The sequence below is a fragment of the Hymenobacter glacieicola genome, from assembly GCF_014640315.1.
GTDB lineage: Bacteria > Bacteroidota > Bacteroidia > Cytophagales > Hymenobacteraceae > Hymenobacter > Hymenobacter glacieicola.
Window position 1 is genome coordinate 65,909 of record NZ_BMGS01000015.1, and the last position, 18,557, is coordinate 84,465.

Here is an 18,557-nt window from a genome sequence, read left to right on the forward strand (position 1 = left end):
TTAATGGAACTATTTGGCCTTGGATGGCTTAGGCTGTGTAGGCTTATATATTGACCCTGAACGAATCCAAAAAGTGGTTTTATTTGGAAAAAGACTGCTGACAAGTAAAAACTCTTTAACTGTAATTTTGTTGCTTGCCTGAAGTGACCTAGGATCATCTATTCTACCTCCGCCCGGTAGACTAAGGTTGAAATGAAATGTAACATTCGGCTGCATTCCTAATGCAATTATGTTGCTTTGAATTACCTCCCATGGGTCACTAGTATTCGACCATCCCGCCGTATAAGGTATGGCCTGCACTTTTTCTGAAAAATACTTCAATTGTTCTGTTACCCCTAACGCAATTCGTATTTCCTTTGAAGGGTCATTATGCTTTTCTAGGAAAGAAGACGCAGATGCAGCAGATGTTGTAAAAGCAGTTTTAAATGGTGAATCAGCAGCTGCCTTCCGCTTAGCATATTCAGTGGCATATTGCTCATAGGGGCGAATACCTGGGGCATTACCTGTTTGATAAAGGATCGGTGCCGTCTCGTATTGCTCCCTACTTGCCTTTGGCGCTAATATATTAATTGGGTAACGATAAATATAGTATGAGGGGGCAGGAGTTTTGTTCCCATATGAATCGTAAGCATATCCTGGTCCTGTGACTACTCCTATTTGTGCTCGGGTGGCTTGGCTACCCCCATTGGCAGCAGCAGCATTAGCAGCTTGCTCGGCTAGTCGTCGAGTATTTACTAATGATGGAGGAGGCGCAGTGGCTTCTGCTCCATCCAAATCAATAAAACTGATAGGTCTATTACTTGCGTATTGGTAAGAAGTAAGGAAATCATATTTCTCCGCTAGCGGGTCCACGGAGACAAAGCGACAAAGACACGCTGCATAGTAGCGCATACCGTAGTAATACAACCCGTTTTCCTGGTCTCGCTCCTTGCCACAAAACCGGTAGCGCTGCCTCTCATGGCCGCCGAAACTGGTCTCGCCGAAAGGGTAATATTCCTCTCGGCTCACCAGATTGCCATTGGTAGCCAGTTGCACAGCCGTGCTACCCAGGTGGTCGTCCAAACCATAGAGTCCGGCCGGACGCTCGTCACCCAAGGACGCACCCGTGCGTCGCTGATATAGACGGCTCTGTCCATCCAGTACCTGCAGTTGTGTCTGCTCGACTATTGTGCCGCCGCTTACCTCGTAGCGGTGATCCAGGCCATCGGCGTAAACCGTTACTTGCCACGTGGTGGTCCCCGTCTGCGTTAGCTTTTTAACCCGCTGCCCGCCCGCGTATACGTACTGAGCCAGCAGCGTGGGCTTGCTGCCCGCCCCACTCCAGGTGGCAAAGGCCCGCAACTGGTTGGCAGCGTCCCACTGAAAGTGGCGGGTGTTGTTCTCCTGAACCACGTTGCCCACAGCATCGTACTGGTAGGCGAGTGTAGCCAAGCCTACTTGCATCTGCCGCAAGTAGTTGTCAGCGGCGGCATAGGTAAACTGCCGGGTGAAGCTATTAGACGAATTGCTGGATGTGTGCCGTAGTTGCTGGATATTGCCCAGCAGGTCGTATTGATAGCGCTGAGTATAGGCCGTTGTGCTCTGTGCTCCATATGAGCGAGTTTCATCATGCCAAGGTGTGGCGGCAATGGGCTGATTTTCGCGGCCGGTTGCCGCGAGCAAGCGATAGAGGGCATCGTACTGAAAGAGACGCTCCAGTTCCTCGATGCCGCCCACGCCGCTGTGCGGAGCCCGCTCATGCATAACCGTAATGTTGCCGGCCAGATCATATAGATAAGCCGTGTCCTGGCGCACGGTGCCGGGTCTGGGTGTGAAAGTGCCGAGTTGAGTTTCGGTAAAGCCCTCGGAGCGCAAGCACAGCAGCCGAAACGACATTGGGTCGTAGCTATACCGTGTCATGATGCCGTTGCCCCGAGCCAGCAGCAGACGCTGGCCTCGAGCGTTGTAGGCTACCTGGCGCACAATCAGCTCTCCATCCAGAGCTACTTGCTCCATCGCGCCGGCTCGGTTGTAGGCAGACGTAAGTACCGGACGAGAGCCAGTGGCCTCATGGGGCAACGTGAGCTGCACGGGGCGGTTAAGGCCGTCATAGCGGGTGCTGGTAGGGTACACGCGCGCTTCCAGGCGTGTTTCGTCCAAGGCAGTCCAGTCGATAGGGGAACCGGTAGGCAGGGTTTGCCAGCCGGCATGTGCAGCATCAGCCCACGCCTGCAGCAGCACGGCGTCCGACAACACCTGACGCTCTTTTTCCAACAGATTGCCTTTAAAGTCGTAGGCCAACAGGCGTAAGCGCCCGGCCTCGTCATAATGCTCCACGGGCTTACCTACCGTGTTCAGGGCCGCGCCGGTGCCGTAGCGTAGGTGCTGGCGACGGGTAACAGTTTCGGCCTGGTTGTCGCGAGCCCATACGTTGATGGGCCGGCCTAACAAGTCGTAGGTGTGCAATGTAAACGCTCCCTTAGCATCTTGGCCGCAAAGAGGTTGTCCCACCACATCGAAGCAGGCCTTGTGTACGCCACCGTCCAGGTGCGCGGTCCAAAGCACGTTGGCTCCAGAATCTCCCTCGCCGGCTTTGAGCTTGAGGTCGTAGACGTGGCGGAAGGACACGCGGCCCAACGCATCGGTTACTTGCACCCGGTTACCGCGGATGTCGTAGCCGTAGCGCATCACTACGTGCTGAGCGGCATCGGTGGGGTGGAGGCGGTCCACAGTGCGCACGGTGCGGCCCAGCGGATCCAGCTCGGCGCTTTGGGGCGTAAAGACGTGGCTGGCGTCGGCCCGGTCCTGGCCGGGGTGGGTCAGGGGAGCCAGGTCGTTGGCGTCGTAGCTGTACGTTTCCCAGGGCGAGGGCAGAAAATCACTGAGCTTATCTAACTCGGGTTCAAACTCCCCACCGGGGTAGCCATAAAGAACGCGCTGCTCCGTGCCGTCGGGGTGGATGGTGCGCACCACTTGGCCGCGCGGGTCGTAGAACATGCGCACGCGCTGGCCTTTCTGGGCTTCCGTTACGGGCTCGTAGAGGAAGTCCTGGGCGAAGAAGGGCTCGTACTTCTCTACTACCCGGCCCTTGTTATCATATACCTGCCAGCCGCTGACCACCACGTTGAGTGGGTCCGTGTCGGCACGGCGCCGGCCTACGGCGGGCTGGTTGCGGACCGACGAATCGGCGGGCAGGCCGGAGTCGCCGAAGGTTTCGTCGCCGAACAGCACGTCTTCGGCCTGGGTACGGGTTTGTAGCAGGCGGCCGAAACCATCGGAATATTCGGTTTTGACGAGCGTATCAGCGGCGGAATTTACCGTGTAGTGCTCCTCGCACTGGGTAGTGCGCACCCAAGCTGGCTGCTTATCTTGATAGTAAGCATTGAAGTTATATTCCAGGAACGTACTAGGCTTGAAGCGCAAGGGCGTCTCGCTGATAATGTCCCCCTCGCCCGCATTTTCTTTACCTAGTAGGCCCGTCTCATGTAGCAGGCCCAGGGGCGTGAAGTTGAAAGCCGTGCGGTTCTGGTTGGGGTCCATCACCAGGTCGGCCTGGAGTACGCGATAGTCGTACTGGGCCGTGGTGGTGTGACCCAGCGCATCAGTAGTGCGCACCGGCAGCAAATCGTAGGCGTCGTACTCCACGTGGCTCACGCGGGAGGGGGTAGGGGCTGTCGCGTCGCCAAGGGCATCCATGCTGGCCCGCACCAGACCGCGAGGCTGGGCCATGTCGGGGGCCTGAAAGTCATACTGCTGGCGGCCCCCCACGGCGTAGTAGCCCGGCGTGTGCGGGGCCGCATCGAAGTAGCGGTAGCCAGCCCGGCCCTGGGGGTAGGCTTCGGCGTAGGCGGTGCGGAAGGCCTCGGGGTACTCATCCGTCCAGGCCAAGGGCGCGGGCTGGAGCAGCAGGGGGGTGCCGCCGTAGGCCTGTTCCACCAGCTCATCCGTGAGCAGGAGTACTTCCGAGCGGGTCGGCGCGCCGTAGGCACCTAGCTCATTGTAGGGCAAGCCCTGGAAGGCAGGCCCATCGTAGTACTGCAGGCTCTGACCGATAATCGTGCCCGTCACCTGGCCCATGAGCACCGCTGCGGCCAACTCAAAGGCCCTGAGCGGGGTAGTGGTAGCGTCGATTTCAAAAGAACGGGCCCGGGCCACCCGGTCGGTCATATACTGGGTAGGCGCGTCGTAGCGGTTGTGGCCGTAGCGGGAACTGGCGGGGTCGTCGTCATAGCCCACGTAGTCGGTGAGGGAATGGGTGACCAGCGCGCCGGCGGCAGTAGCTTCCCGTTGCCAGCCCCGGGGCATAGCCAGGCTGACTTGCTGGCGGGCCTGCCCGTAGGTGTCGTAGTCGGCGGAAAACGACAGCTGGGTCATGGGGTCCTCACCCCGTTCCCACTGGGTGGTGCGCTGGCTCAGGCCGTGGGCGAAGAAGATCAGCTTATCACTGAGCGGGGCTACCAGTTGACCAACCGGGGGCAGTTGTCCATCAAAGGAGAGCCACGTGCCAAACGTGTCCGCGTCCAGCTGCCGGGGCACGACGTGGGCCACGCCCGAGAGGCTTTCCGTGACGGTATAGGGCCGGTGTTGGCGGCTGGTACCGTCGTGGGCGTAGAGTTCCGTGCGCAGCACCGCGCCGCGTAGGGCCCGGTAGGCGTCGCGGCGGTGGCGGCGGGGGAGGGTCCGGAGCATTTCGCGCATGGCAGCCGGGCGCTCCAGCAGCGGCTGGTCGCCGGCCCAGTACTCGTGGCTCAAGTCCAGCTCCTGCCAGTCGCCGTACTCGTCGCCCACCGGCCCCAGGTGAAACCAGCTGCGGGTTTCCAGGGGCGGGGCGAAGTGCTCGGGCGCCACGGGCGTGTGGGCCCCCTGGTCGAGGGCGCGGGGCGGAATCAGGCTTTCGTCGAGCTGGAAATCCCGACCGTCGAAGTCCAGTTCTTCCCAGTCGCCCGTGAGGTGAACGATGGGCAGCTCCGCATCGGCGTGCAAACCAGGCGTGTGGTAGCGCTCAAAGGTTTCGGTGTCGCGCTGGTCTACGCGGCCAAAGCCCCGGAACTCCCGCTCACCCCCGTCCCAGTAGCCGTGGTGGTAGCTGTATTCGGTGGTCATCTTGCCGCCCGAAATGCGGTCCAGCACCTCTACGCGGTGGACTACCTGCACCGGGAAGGGAAGCGGGGTACGCCAGCGCGTGGCCGGCCGCTTTTGGTCTTCCTGGTAAAACTTGGTGGAGGCCGTGTACTGCACCCGGGTCAACGCGCCCATATTATTGTCCATCTGGTTCAGCACGTAGGGTTTCACCCGGCCCGTAAGGTCCAGAAACAGGTACTGCTGCTTGCGGCCCACCGCCTGGGCGTCGCGGGTCCAGAGCAGGCCGGCCACGCCGGTGCCCAGCAGGTCAGTCACGCGCACGGCGTCGGCATCGGTCATGGAGGGCGTGCCGCTGATGTGGATGGGGTCCGACCAGGCATTACCGCTGCGGTTAATCCACAGGGTTACGCGGTTATCGTCCACATAAATCAAATCGTCAAGGCCGTCCCCGTCCACGTCGCCGAGCAGCAGACGGGCTGGGTTATAGTTCAGGGGTAGGCGGGGGCTGTTGTGCATGACGATGCGCTGGCCCCAGCGGCCCCGGCCCAGGTTGGGCCAGTATTCTACCCGGCCGCCGTGAATCAAAGCCACGGCCTGCAAGCCCGCCGTAAGCCGGCCCAGCCGCACGCGCGGGTCCTGGAAACTCACGTTGGGGAAGGAATCGAGCTGCTGTTTATTTACCTGCTGGTTGTTGACAAAGCCTTTTTCCGCATCGTGGTAGAAGTACTCCAGGCGGCTGCCATTGCGCAGCACGTCGGTGATGCCGTCCCCGTCCAGGTCGAGGAGTTTGACTTCGGGGTCCGTGAAGCTAAAGCTGGGGGCCTGCTGGTAGCGGCGGAACGACTGCTCATCCCACTGCCCGTTAAAGCGCAGGGGAAAGTAGCCCGCCAGGCCGACCCGGTTGACGAGCAGGTCGGCCCGGCCGTCGCCGTTGGCGTCCATGAACTGCACCTCGGGGTCGGCCAGCTGGAGGCCGGCTGGGGCCGTGCGCATGGTCCGGGGCTGATCGAAGACGCCGTTGCCCAGGTTGCGCCAGTAGCGCGCTACCCCATTCAGCTGCACCAGATCGGGCAGGCCGTGGCCGAACAGGTCAATCAGTTCCAGATCGGGGCTGGCCAGGGAGGTAGCGGGCAGTTCGCCGCCCACCGGAAAGAAGTTCTGGCCCGTGGGCTGGAAGTTGGAGTAGCCAAACTCCAGCGGGGGCATGTGCTCGGTTTCGGGGCTGCTTTCCGTTTCGCGGTGGCCCGTTACCTGCACCTGCCGCAGCAAGGACACGCCGTTGAGGGGCTGCTGTTCAACCGGGGCTAGCTCATCCAGGTAAGCAAACGAATAGGTCTTGACCAGCACCCGGTTACCCGTAGCCACGGGGTGGTAGCCCGCGGGCAGGTCGGCGTCTTCGGGGTGGGTGTAGGTGCAGATGCTGGTGCAGCGGAGGGTCAGGCGCTGCTCGAAGCCGGCATCGTACGTGGAGAAGGGGTCGGGGCGGGGGCCGTAGTTCAGCTCCACGCTCACCAGGTAACGTTTGGCATCCGCAGGGCCGTAGTCGGCGTAGCGGAGGCTGGTGAGGTAGGTTTGCTCGTAGTGGTGGGGGCCTTCCTGAGCCTGGTCGCGGCGGTAGCCGTAGCGAATTTCATTACCGAACGGATCCACCGTGCGGGTCAGGTGCCAGGCGAACACATGAGTCGGGTTTTCTGGGTCGGCGAGAATGGCCGCGTTGGCCGAAGCCGTGACGGGCATGTCCGGCTCGCCGTAATAGCTAATTAGGCCATCCTTGCTGCGTACCTGCCAGTAGTTGGGGCCGTTGTCGTGGTAGCGGTAGTGTTCGATGCGGGCGAACAGGCCTTCGGTGCGGGGGCGGTACTGGGCCACCGTGCCCAGCAGGGTGGTGCCATCAGCTCCACCCAGCAGGTTCTCACGGCGAATGGGCACCAGGTCTTCGGCGCCGGAGAGAATGAACACGTCCTGGTCATCGTCGTAGCGCGGGATGCCCTTGCTGGTTTTGCGCATCACGCCCGGCACGCCCAGGTTCCAGCCCAGCCCGAAAGCCGAGTTGCCGTTGCCCGTACTGTAGCCCAGCGTCAACTCCGGTTGGAAACCATTGCGGCCTGGCGGCGAGGCAATAGGTACCGAAAAATTGCCGGTGCCGGTAAACAAATCGGGCGAAAACTTCTCGCCCATGCCGCCCATGGCGCCGCCGCCTTTGGGCAGCGAAATCACACTGCTTGCTGATGTAGCACTCATATACTTGATAGAAATAACCGAAGACAAATCGAAGGGCCTAAGTGGCATACTTCGATGGATAGAGTAGAAATAGTGCGGGGCGAACAGACCCCAGGGGCCCCACGCTAACGTGCGTGGGGCCAGGTAAACTATCATGGCCTTACGGGCCAGTTGGGTGCTGCTTCAGAACCCGGAGGTAGTCTCCGAGTCCTGAAGCGAGTAGGATTTCCCAGGCCTACGTAAGCTGGTAGGCGGGTACCTCGCCCTCCACTTCCAGCAGCAGGTACAGGTCATCGACCTTGCCTTCCTGCAGGAGCTGGCGCAGGCGGTTCTGCGGGGCATCGTCCAGGCTGAGTACCCACTCGCCCAGGGGTGAGCGGCCGAGCTGGGGCAGCAGGGCCACGGCGTTGCCGTTGTAGAGGCTGCCATTGCGGCCCACTCCCGAGCGGGTGCTGATCAGGCCGTAGCGGTTAGTAAGCAAGGTCGTGCCCGGCTCGTTTTCGCCCCCACGGGCCAAGCGTAGACCAAGGGCTCCGCGGTCAGCAACTACTTCATCAGCCACATCCACGTACAGCGAGAGAGCTGAAATCCGGGCGTTACGCAGGTGCACGGGCAAATCCGCTTGGGTGAGCGTGATGCGGGCCGTGTACTGCTCGCCGTCGGCTACTTCCTGCGGGTGGTGCAGATCGTACCACTGGTCGGCGAACTGGTCGCGCAGACTCAGGGCAATGACCTGCTGACGGCGCGTGCCGAGCTGCTGGCGCACCTGCTGGGCATACTCCCCACTTTCGTAGGCGGTATACTCCAGGGTAATGAGCACGTCGGCAATGGAGTCAAAGTCGAACGGGTTAGCGGCCTTTTGCAGGCTGAAAGTCCAACTTGAATCTACCCCCATCCCCTCGAAGGGGTAGAGTAGCTCGCCGGGCTGCTGTTCCAGCTCAAACAGGCCGGAGGCATTGATCGGGGCCGTAAGAGCCACCGCTTCCGGTTGGCGAATCAGCGTGACCGTCTGGAACTGGCTGCCGGATACTACCACCCGCGAAATACCTGTTGCTGATAGCTTGGCCTTGATGCCTTCCGTAGGCGGCACCAGGGCTACCACCGAGGTCCGGACGCGGCGGATGGTGCGCAGATAGTGACCGGGGAAATCCTGGTCAAAGTTACGTTGCAGCAGGGCAAAGGGCAGCACGCCGGTTTCCCGGAACTGGGCAAATTCGGCCGGAAACAGCTGCGACAACGACACGGTTTTGGTCAGCTGCAACTTGCGGCGGTTAGTTTCGAAGGCATACTGATCCAGGCGGGTCAAGTCTTGGAGCAGACGTACCGAGCCAGTCATGCCCTTGCGGTCCGTGGTATCGGGTGTGCCGGAGCCGCTGGTCGGGGCCGACCAGTAATCCTGCTGAATCACGCCGACGGACAATTCCTGGCGCTCGAAGGCCAACTGCTGCTCCGCCAGGCGAGCCGTGGCAGTGGCTTGCTGCAGGAAGTAGCCGTAGGCCGCTTCCAGAATCTGACTCATCCAGTCGTAGAGCTCGGCGTTGGTGAATTTCGTAGTCAGGAAGTTAAGCACCGCTTCCGCATTGTCAAGTTGCAATTCGGAAATTACTTTTTCCTGGTTTGAAATTTGGAGGCGGTCCTGGGCCAGGATGATCTGCTGGTTGCCAATGGCAATGTCCTTCTGCGCCAGGTTGCGCTGCAACTTCCACTCATCGTTGCGCCTCTCGTAGGTAGCATAGGTCTGCTGTTCCTGAGCCTTGGCATTGGCGTCGGCAGCAAGTGTATCTCCTACTCCACTTATTACACCAAGTAGTCCTCCGCTGCCAAAAGCGAGGGCACTTTTGATAAAGCCTGAAACTTTATTGATTTTACGAGCCTTAACCATGTTTTTCATGGACTTGCGCTCGTAGCCATTGAGGCCGGCGCTAATCCATTGAGAGTATTGCTGCTCCATGGCCTGGCTGCGCTGCAGCTGCAGATTAGCTAGACCGATTCCATTGGAAGCTTCCACAGTACGCAAATCTTGCAACCGTACGGTGGCGCGGCTTACACCAATATCCTGACGGGCTTTGAGCAGGTTGTACTCCTCGGCGTCGCGTTTTTCCAGGGCCGAGAGCAGGGCACCTTCCGCCTGTTGGGCTAGGCTGATCAACTGTTTGGTGCGCTCCAGCAGGTAGCTGTAGCGGTACTGGGTAGCGGGCACCACGATGCGCGAAGGACGCGGCATCAGACCGTCACGCCCGCCGCCCACGTAGGGGTCCGCGTTCTCCACCCCCGAGTACAGCTCTAGTTCGCGTTGTACGCCGGCAATGTTGCGGCAGCTGCTGATTTTGGCCAGGTTCAACTCCGCGTGCAGGCGCAGAGAAGTTGGAAGCGAGTTGGGCGGCACGCAGAAGCTGGCGCCCTTGATGGGGATGTAGGGCAGGGTCACGGCCTCGTCGAGGGCTCCGCTACTCACAATGCGCTGCAACTGCTGGCTAGTCAGAGTTTCGCTTAGCTGCGCCGGGGTTGTTTCAGCTTGGCAGAGGGTGTCGTAAGAGCCAATCAGTTGGCTTGCGCGGGTGTTAATCAGGGCCCACACACTGCGGAAGCGCACCTCCCAGCTCCAGCCGCTAGCCTGGAAGATGCCCACAATGCCTCGGCCACTCATGTCAGGTACGGTAGCGCGGTGTAGTAGCTCATCGAGCGTAGTCCGGCGGCTGATGCGGCTGAGGGCCGCTTTCATGGTTTCCCACTCGGCCTGCCAAGGCAGACTCACCAAGCTGTCCACCGAATCTAGAGCCACTTGGCAGGCATCAGCCGTTGCGGCGGGCACGTCGGTTTCCAACAGACGCTGAGCTAGTTCGTAGAGGCTGCGAGCCCGGCCCACGGACTCTACTGAGTCGCGGGCAAATTCCTCGTCGGCGTAGGCTAACAGGCAGCGCACGATACTCGTCACCACATAGCGTAGCATGGTTCCCGGCCGCAGGGCTGCCAGAGCGTGCGGGTTAGTGGGGTCAGAAAGCCAACTGATAACGTCCTGATCAGAGAAATTAGGACCGCTACCGGGCATCAGCTCCGGGTAAATTAAGCGCTGGCTGGCATCAGTTAGGGCAATCTGCGTGAAGTCGTACACCAAACGGAAGTAGTGCAGGGCTTCCTCGTAGTTGCGATTTCGTTGTAACTCCGTAGCTACATACATGGGCAGCATGTAGTACGCCTCCCGCAAGTAGTTAATGGAGTCTGCACTATCGGACGAAGACAACCCCAAGTTTTGCAGCAAATTTCGCCGGGTTTTGAGGTTCTCCGTGGTCATGGCTGGGAGCAAGGCCGGCAGGGCACCGACACCTACGTGAAGAATCCGGTCTTGCGTACTGGTGGTAGTCGAACCCAAGTGAATCTCCAGGAACCCGGAATTGGCACGCTGCACCTGATACACCAATACCGGCAGCTTGTCGCCGGTTAGGGCCACATCGGTGGAGTGGAATGTAGAGCCAATGTGCAAATAGTTATGCGCAGCGGGCAGAGGCAGGGGCGCTGGCGCAGTTTGCTCACCTGTTGGAGCGCCGAAGTAAGGCTCTAACTGTTGGCCGGTAGACGAATCGTATACTCCCAGGGAGAAAGGAATTCTTTTCGTGACTACTGCAGTACCTTGGGTTTCCCGCAGGAAAAGGTCAAACGTATCCTGCCCCGTTGGGAAGAGGCCCGTGCCACCAATAGCAGTAGCGCGCAACCCTACTACTTTATGCGGATCTGAGCCGAGTAACAGATCCGGGGTAGTATCACCAGTTGCCGTCTTATAGTGCAGGTTGGTAAATTGCTCGGAGGTGTAACGATTTATCTGGTCCTGTATGTATTGTCGGGCATAATAAGCGTTGGTATACTCATACTGCGGCCCCCCCCCGCCTCCATCGTCGCCCTCCGTTGGTTCTTGAAATGACGTAGTAGAGGTGGCAGGAGCGGTGAAACCGGGGTAAACCTCTACCTCGTCCGGAATATCTGGCCCGAGGTGAACGTAGTTATTATCCGAGTCCCTATCCTGGATTCGACGGTCAATCAGCCCTAGGAAACTAGAGGAGAAAGGGTTGTTGAAGGTGTACACGTTGCAGCGATACACCACAAACTTATAGGCATTGCTGTCCAGACCAATTTTTAGCGCGAAGCTGTATTGGATTTCGTCATTGTAGCTGGTACCCGACGCACCAACGCACGAGAGAAGCTTCAGATCATTTACCCAATTAATAGGTAGCCCTCCGGAGCTAGCAAGGCATCCTGTTCCGGCAGGATTCAAGTCTACGTAATATAAATAGTAGCCTCTGAACGTTTGATTCAAGGCACTAGAGATGTCCCCTGACCTGCCGCCCCACGCATAGGATGTATTGCCAGAACCGTTGGTCTGTAGGTAAGTAATGCGCGGAGCTTTGGTCTCGTTACGCTCTTGTACAACGCACAGGTTTTCATCTTCTTCGCCCGTATAAGAGCGAAACCAACTCATTTGCGTAAAGCCTGAATTCCAAATCAGCGTGCTCAGATTCAGTCGCTGCATGAAGAGGCCATGGGTAGTGTAGTTACCGCTAGCAGTCTGCATCTCTTCGTCCATGAGAACGAAGACGTAGGCGTGCCTTTCCCCGGCGTCGTTCTTATACGCCCGTGCGCCCACAATCCGAGTTACTCGGACATTGGGCTTGATGGCTATCTTCCTCCAGTTAGCTGGCGCGTTAGTATCATCAATCGGGGCTAGGTTGTAGTATAATTGCTGAGAGTCGCTGAGGGCAAACTGAATCGAAACTTCTTCGGGAGCTGTAACCCCGCCGCCGGTACCGGTAGGCAGTACGCTGGTGGTGTGCAGGCTCGCCCCTAGGGTTAGGGCTTTAGTACCTTCCAGAAACTCCTCGTAGCGGGTGAAATACTCCGTGATTTTGGTAGGGGTCAGGGAGCTTTGCTGGCGAGTTTCTTGAATTACCTGCTGAAACAGGCTGGTTTGCCGGGGCTTGAGCGTAGGCAGCAACATGTTCTCCGGGTACAGGTACAGAAACATCAGGGAACGCCACCGCTCGAAGGTGCTCAACCATTGCCAATCCTGATCGAACTTGTCACCCACGCTGGTCAGGCGCAGGTTGGTAACCGGATTGAGCAAGCCATGGCGGTGCTCGAAGAACAGCTTTTGCAGCACTTCAATTGCCTGACCCACACGGGTAGTGTACTGACAGCAGCTGAGGCTGAAATCAAGGTAGTACTTATCGGCCAGATAACGACGCTTCTGAGCCAGGGTGGTGCCGGCTTCCGGAGCGGTGATATAGTGGTTGATTAGGGCGTCACGCAGCACGGGCATGGTGGTTTCCTCCACGTCGTGCAGCACCTGCTCCCAGCCGGCTACTAGCTCCCGCACCTGGGTGTAGCGGGCCTGCAACTGCTGGCGCCACTCGGCGCGGTCGGCCGCAGAAGTGCGCCAAGGCAAGTGAGACGTTTCCTCCAGGCCCGGCGTCGGCTCGTGGAAGTAGCGGCCGCCTTCGCTAAGCTCTTGCCAGATAAAGGGCTCCGTTTCGGACGGCTCGCGGAAGTAGCGGGGGCTATTACTCATACCCTTGGCTATTTCTTCGCGGCTCCAAGTAGCGTAGTGTCGCTCCCGAAGCACCTGGGTGAGCAGATCGCGCACCTCCCCAGCTTCCGTTGTGCCGTTGTTGAGGTGACCGATAAGCATGCGTAGTCCGTCTACGGTAAGGTTGAGGCGACGCAGGTAAGTGTCAATTTCGCCCCCGTCTTCCAAATCGGCATAGAGTTGCTCCACGGTGGCGCGGGGGACCCGCAGCACCGATTCCACCCCGGCCCAGGAGATATTCACCTGCTCTGCCCAGGTGCGCACTTCCGCTGTGCGCTGGGCAAAGAACTGGTAAGCAAGGTTGAAGTACTGCGTGGCATTCTCGGACTCCTTGAGCGCTGCTTGGCGGAAGTCGCTGGGCAGGGCTTGGTCCGGGTCGATAAGGGGGCGTTGGAAGGCTAGCTCCAGCGCACTGGCCCATTTGGCACGCAGTGCAGGCAGCGCGCGGCCAGCCTGGAGACGCTGTTTATAGAAGAGCGTTGCCAACGCATCCACTTCCAAGTGGGCAGGATTCTGACCACTAGCGCTAAGGGCGTTACGATACGCTGCTACCAGCGTGTCGCGCAGCTGATTTTCTTCCGCAATCCAGCCCGGATAAGATTTTGCCGGGTCACCGAAGGAGTAGGTACGGGAGTACGCCACGGCGCGCTTCCAGCCCTGGGCCAGCAAAGCAGCCAGTTCGCGCCAGATTGCTTCGGACGCACTCTGCTCACGGCGCAAAACCTCACGCAAGGCTAGCAACCGGGCGAATTCAGAGGGCATCAATGCCAACTCCTGCTCCACGTAATGTACCGCCTGGGCGTGTTCTGGGGTCAGAGCGTTTGCATAGGCTCCTGCCGCATCCTCCGGCTGCATGTAGCGAACCCCCAGACTATTTGCCTCCACGTAAGCTTGACGCAGCATTGCGTCGGCTCGCTCCAGAGGGGTGGCGGCTGGCGGTACGATCAGCAACTGTTGGATTTTGGACTCTACTTCCGTGCGGCGGCGATGCCAAAGCTGATGCGCAGCGTCGCCAAACCCGGCATCAGGCAGATGCAGGGGCGTGATAGTGTCGGGATCCACCAGCGGTACCTGCGGTAGGCTGGCCGGGGCTGCCTGGGCTACCAGGGAGTGGGCCCATTCCCCCTCGACCGGTTCGTGCAGGGCTGTCTGGAAGAACACACCGCTCAACTCAATGCGCTGAGCTTGCTCCTCGGCCGCCCAGTCGGGCGCAAACGCTGCTTTCAAACTAGCTTGCGCAATCACGAGGGCTTCTTTAACGTCCGCATCGGAGCTTCCTCCTTGCTGCTCCTTGCGCAGCAGCTGACGCAATCGCAGCAGCAGAGCGGTTGTTAGGCCCAGTCGGTTAACTTGCTTGGTCGTCAACTCACGCGTAAGTGCATTTGTGCTTTCCAAACCCAGAGCCATTTCCTCCAGCAGGGCTAGGCCATCGGTAGTCGTAGAGCCGCTGACAGTAGCCGGCCACGCCACGCGCGTAAAAGAGTTAGTGAGCCCACGGTACTCCACGAACTGAGTGGGTAGGCCGGCAATGAGGGAGCGTACGCTCGGATCGGAATCCACGTAGACGTCTTGCAGGAACTGCAACCGCTTTTGCCACAACATATAGGCAGCGCTTGGCATACCAGTGGCCGCGGCCGGCCGGATATCATCCGGCCCGATGACGTCCGGGTCAATAATAAAGCCCAAGCCGTTCCAATCGCTCAGGGATTGGCGGCGGTTTGTATCCTGGGCGCGCCACTGGCTTTCCAAGTGGCTTAGGCGAGACGCCGTAAGATGGGGAAAGACCGTAAAGGTGAGCCGGGTGCTGGCATGCGCCTCCAGGCTAAAGTCTGTCATTTCCAGTACCAGCGAGCCCGCCACCCCACTTTCGCCGTAGGGCTGGAGTTGACCGCTGCGTCGATTTGGGTTGTTTGGGCTAGGCGTTAAAATACCCTGGGCCACTATGGTAGCCGGAGTAGCCACGGTGGCGGCCAGGCTAAGTTGCACGCGCGTAGTGCCATCGGGAGCAAGTTGCAGGAAGCCATACAACTGGCCCTGACTGTCGGCACCGGCAATCCAGGCTGCATTGCTCAGTTCCCAGTGCATAACGCGGGTAGTAGAAGGCGTAGACGTAACCGGGCCGCTCGACAGGGGATTGCGGGAGGTGACATCGGTGCTGACAACCCCGAACATGCGTTCCAGTTCTTCCTCTGATAGCGCCGTAGCGCCGCCAGCACCCAGCAGCAGCTGCGTTAGCAGGTCCACAGGAACACCTAAACGTTGGGCCAATACAGGAGCTTCTTGCGGGTGCTGACGAACGGCTGTCAATTCATCCACGGAGGTTCCCAGGGCCGCGAGCACGTAGGCATATGTTTGCTGCAGGTAGGGGCGTACAGCAGTACTCACAGGGGTGGCGCCAAGCGACTTACGAAGTACTTCCACGGCCAGCCGGTACTTACATACCTGCGTCTCAGCGCTCTGGCAGGTAAGAGGCAAGTCACAGAGGGGCTGCAGAAACTGCTCTTGCAAGTCAGCTGTCCGCACTGGGCGTTCAGATGTACCATCGCCCTGTTTAAGGTGAAGCGTAGCATACTCCAATAAAGCTGCTAAATAAGCAGTCGGGCCCACTGCGCTACGGCACGCCGAACAGTCGCAGGTGCTCTCGGTCGCTTGCGCTTCACTTTCTGTTGCCGCGAGAATACTGTTCCCAGGATCTGTTTCACCAGCCCCGAAGCGGCTTGCAGGGGCAAAGCTGGTGGTCATCCGGTTCGCTGAGCTGGGAACTGCCAAGGATGAGCGAGAGCTACCTAAATGCAGGGCAGCGGAAAGTGAGGTCAGTACTGCGGCTTGCTGGTAGAATTGTGCAGCCGACCGCTGAGCTGTAGTATCCTCTGGAGAGCTCACGCGGGCGACAAACTGCTCGCGGGAAAATTCATTGGTTAGCTGCTGAGGAGAGTCGAGCCCTAATGCTACTGAGGCGGCACCCATTTGGGCATCCCCCGATACCACTTCAAACCGAGCCAGGGCATTCAGTTCACGCACGGCCTGCTGAACTTGCTCGGAGGGCTGCGGCATCACTTGCTCGGCTCTTATTCCTCCAACAGCCCGAATAGCGGCTAAGGAAAAAAGTTGCTGCTGCTGCAAATACTGCTGAACCAGCTCTGATGCTTCGGTTGGTAGCCGATGGTAAGCCAGTACCTGTTCAATGGAAAGGGAATTCTCAACAGTAACGGAGTCAATAGAATCGTCTGGATTCCAAGTAGACATAGTAATAGGTAGTTAAAATAAAAAAATAAATGAATAAGCTAATTGCTTGTTGTTAGCAATTCTCTATATAAAAACGCTAACTAGTTGAATGTAAAGTAGGATTTAACTATTTTTTAAGCAAATTCTAAACGGTAATATGCTTGAAGTTAAGATGTAATAATTGCTTTTATTAATTATCTAGATCTATATCATAAGCTATAAATTAAATTTTTAAACATGTTAAGATCAATATTAAAACAGCATCATATTGAAATCGAATCAAAGTTCTTCTCTAATGATCAAGAATAGATTTTTAGAATTTCGTTATATAGATTACAACAATCGAGAAAAAGCCAATTTAAGCATTGTATACAATGATATAATAAATACGCCGAATGATGATTTTACATTCGTCAGACCTTGTAAGAGCCTGGAATTAATGGTGTGATTTGCCATAATTATAATGGCCATTGCAATGATTACATGCATAAAGCGCTATTACGCATATATCACAGTTCTTCCTAAACGCCCATTTAGAAAGGGTTGTTAACTAGACCAAAGCTGTGTCTAGGAACCTAACAGGAAACGGATGAGGGGTTATTAAGCAATAATGACTCTAGGTAGCTTCGATGGAAGCAATCAAGAATATAATACGACGTGAATAGTTAGCTTATAATTTAAGATGCTTCGACAGGTATACGTTACGAACTACGCGCGGTTGAATAAAAAAGTTCGCCTCCAACCAGGCCGCGTCTGATATAAAAATAAAGAAGTTGTTAGTGCGGCTCCAGGATAGAGTAGATCAGCGGCCGCCTCCGTCTTATTGTATAATTGGCCAGGCACGCTATACTGCTGCTAAAGTACTACAATCTTTCTATCATAGCACCAAATGACAAAAAATTATTGCCGCCTCTCCGCAGCGGAATAAGGCTGTTCCGCAAGTAAACACTCTACTGTCCCGCGCAGAGCTTGCCATTGCTTTAGCAAGGACCGAAGCAGCTCATTATCGGCTGCCGCTTCCCATAAATCAGCGGTGGGAAAACGGGTAATCTCCTCTATCCTAGCTAGGAAGCGGTCTTCCTGTCGTTCGTAGCGGCTCCGGCGATTGAGGATAGCTTGTAGCTGCGCCAGCTGCTCGCGTTGGGCTACCTCCAAAGAGCTTTTAGGAACCCGTTGCTGCTTGGTTGCGGTACGGGGTTGCAAGGGTGATACGATGATGGGAGCCAAAAGCTCATCTCCCGCACTATCAATGGTGATTTCTTCTGCCTCCTTTACTAGCAGTCGCTCCACTAGCTCCCGGGCCCGTTGCACTTTATTAGCATTTGTCATTTCTGGGTGGGCCAATAGCTGATACAGCTTGCGAACTTGCCGGCGCAGTTTGTACGAGGAGAGCTGGTGAACTTTCGGAGCTTGCTGAGCTAAGTGAAGCTCTTGCTCCAACTGCCGGGCTTTTTTTCGCGAGTCCACTAATTGCTGGCTTACCCGCTCCAACTCAAGTTGCGTCTGGTCGCGCTCCTGTTTATATTCCTCCGCCCTGTTATACTGGGGAGACTGCTGGTAGAAGGAAGCCGCCAAAGCCAGTGCTGCTTGGCCTGCTTCTACTGGAATCCCTGCTTCTAACAAGGCCTCCTTCGCGCGGCGAATATGTAAAGGGTCTACGAAAGTATTAGCCATGAAACCTGTAGTCTATATACAAAATGCTGCGTACTGCGGAAAAATCAAGCTCAGAATAAAGGGCTGCTTACTTCCTGGACAGTATGGGTCCATGGCTACTATCGCTTTGTTGGAAGTAAAATACCAAGCCTATTTGTAAGAGTTGAAGATCAGCCCGCTTTTTAGCGGGCGCACGATCATATTGGGGTTACCAGCATTGGTAGCTTTTGGTATTTTCAATAGTCTTTGGGGGTATAGGTTAGCTGAAATCGCCATAAGCGATGTGAGTTAGTTCCTCAGCAACCGAATCAGCTCCCTGGATCGTGTGCAATAATTTGACAGGCATTTGACCTTGTAGACCATAAGCCGGCAGGAGCAGCCAGCGATGAAATGCATCTATTCTACCAAACACCTCTTCACCTAAGATAGCTATCTGCATTAGCTTCGATACGTATTCACTTTCTGTTACATCATCCTTAGCTTTCTTTTTGCAATACAGGGAAGCGATAAAGACTGCATCAATAAAATTTACCATTATTTTTATATTATATTTAACTTTAATATGATTTATTAATTCACAATAAGTATACAGAACGAAATGCGCGCTAACATAACACCGTAAGAATGAGGTTATGTCCTACCGAAGTGGTTCTGGTGGCTATGGATGAGTCAATGACCCACCGAAATTCTATGAATAGAACGGGTTTTTACATTGAGGGGCGATAAAACTTAACAGAATAAAATTTTGCTTTTCGATCGCTATAGCGGATTCATGAACGGTGTACATGATAGCCGCAATGGTTGAACCAGGCTTTGGCGTCCT

4 protein-coding genes are annotated in these 18,557 nt (G+C 57.0%); all 4 read right to left on the reverse strand.

Annotated features, from left to right (window positions below; genetic code table 11):
- Positions 1 to 9 precede the first annotated feature (9 nt).
- Positions 10 to 7,278 carry a SpvB/TcaC N-terminal domain-containing protein gene (locus IEW18_RS20200; RefSeq protein WP_188559696.1) on the reverse strand — a complete coding sequence of 2,423 codons (7,269 nt, stop codon included), beginning with the start codon at positions 7,276 to 7,278 and terminating at the stop codon, positions 10 to 12.
- A 238-nt stretch (positions 7,279 to 7,516) separates the two neighbouring features.
- Positions 7,517 to 15,241 carry a Tc toxin subunit A-related protein gene (locus IEW18_RS20205; RefSeq protein WP_188559697.1) on the reverse strand — a complete coding sequence of 2,575 codons (7,725 nt, stop codon included), beginning with the start codon at positions 15,239 to 15,241 and terminating at the stop codon, positions 7,517 to 7,519.
- 1,740 nt (positions 15,242 to 16,981) lie between these two features.
- Positions 16,982 to 17,755 carry a hypothetical protein gene (locus IEW18_RS20210; RefSeq protein ID WP_188559698.1) on the reverse strand — a complete coding sequence of 258 codons (774 nt, stop codon included), beginning with the start codon at positions 17,753 to 17,755 and terminating at the stop codon, positions 16,982 to 16,984.
- A 238-nt stretch (positions 17,756 to 17,993) separates the two neighbouring features.
- Positions 17,994 to 18,269: an MbcA/ParS/Xre antitoxin family protein gene (locus IEW18_RS20215; protein ID WP_188559699.1), complete on the reverse strand. Its 276-nt coding sequence runs from the start codon at positions 18,267 to 18,269 to the stop codon at positions 17,994 to 17,996.
- Positions 18,270 to 18,557 lie beyond the last annotated feature (288 nt).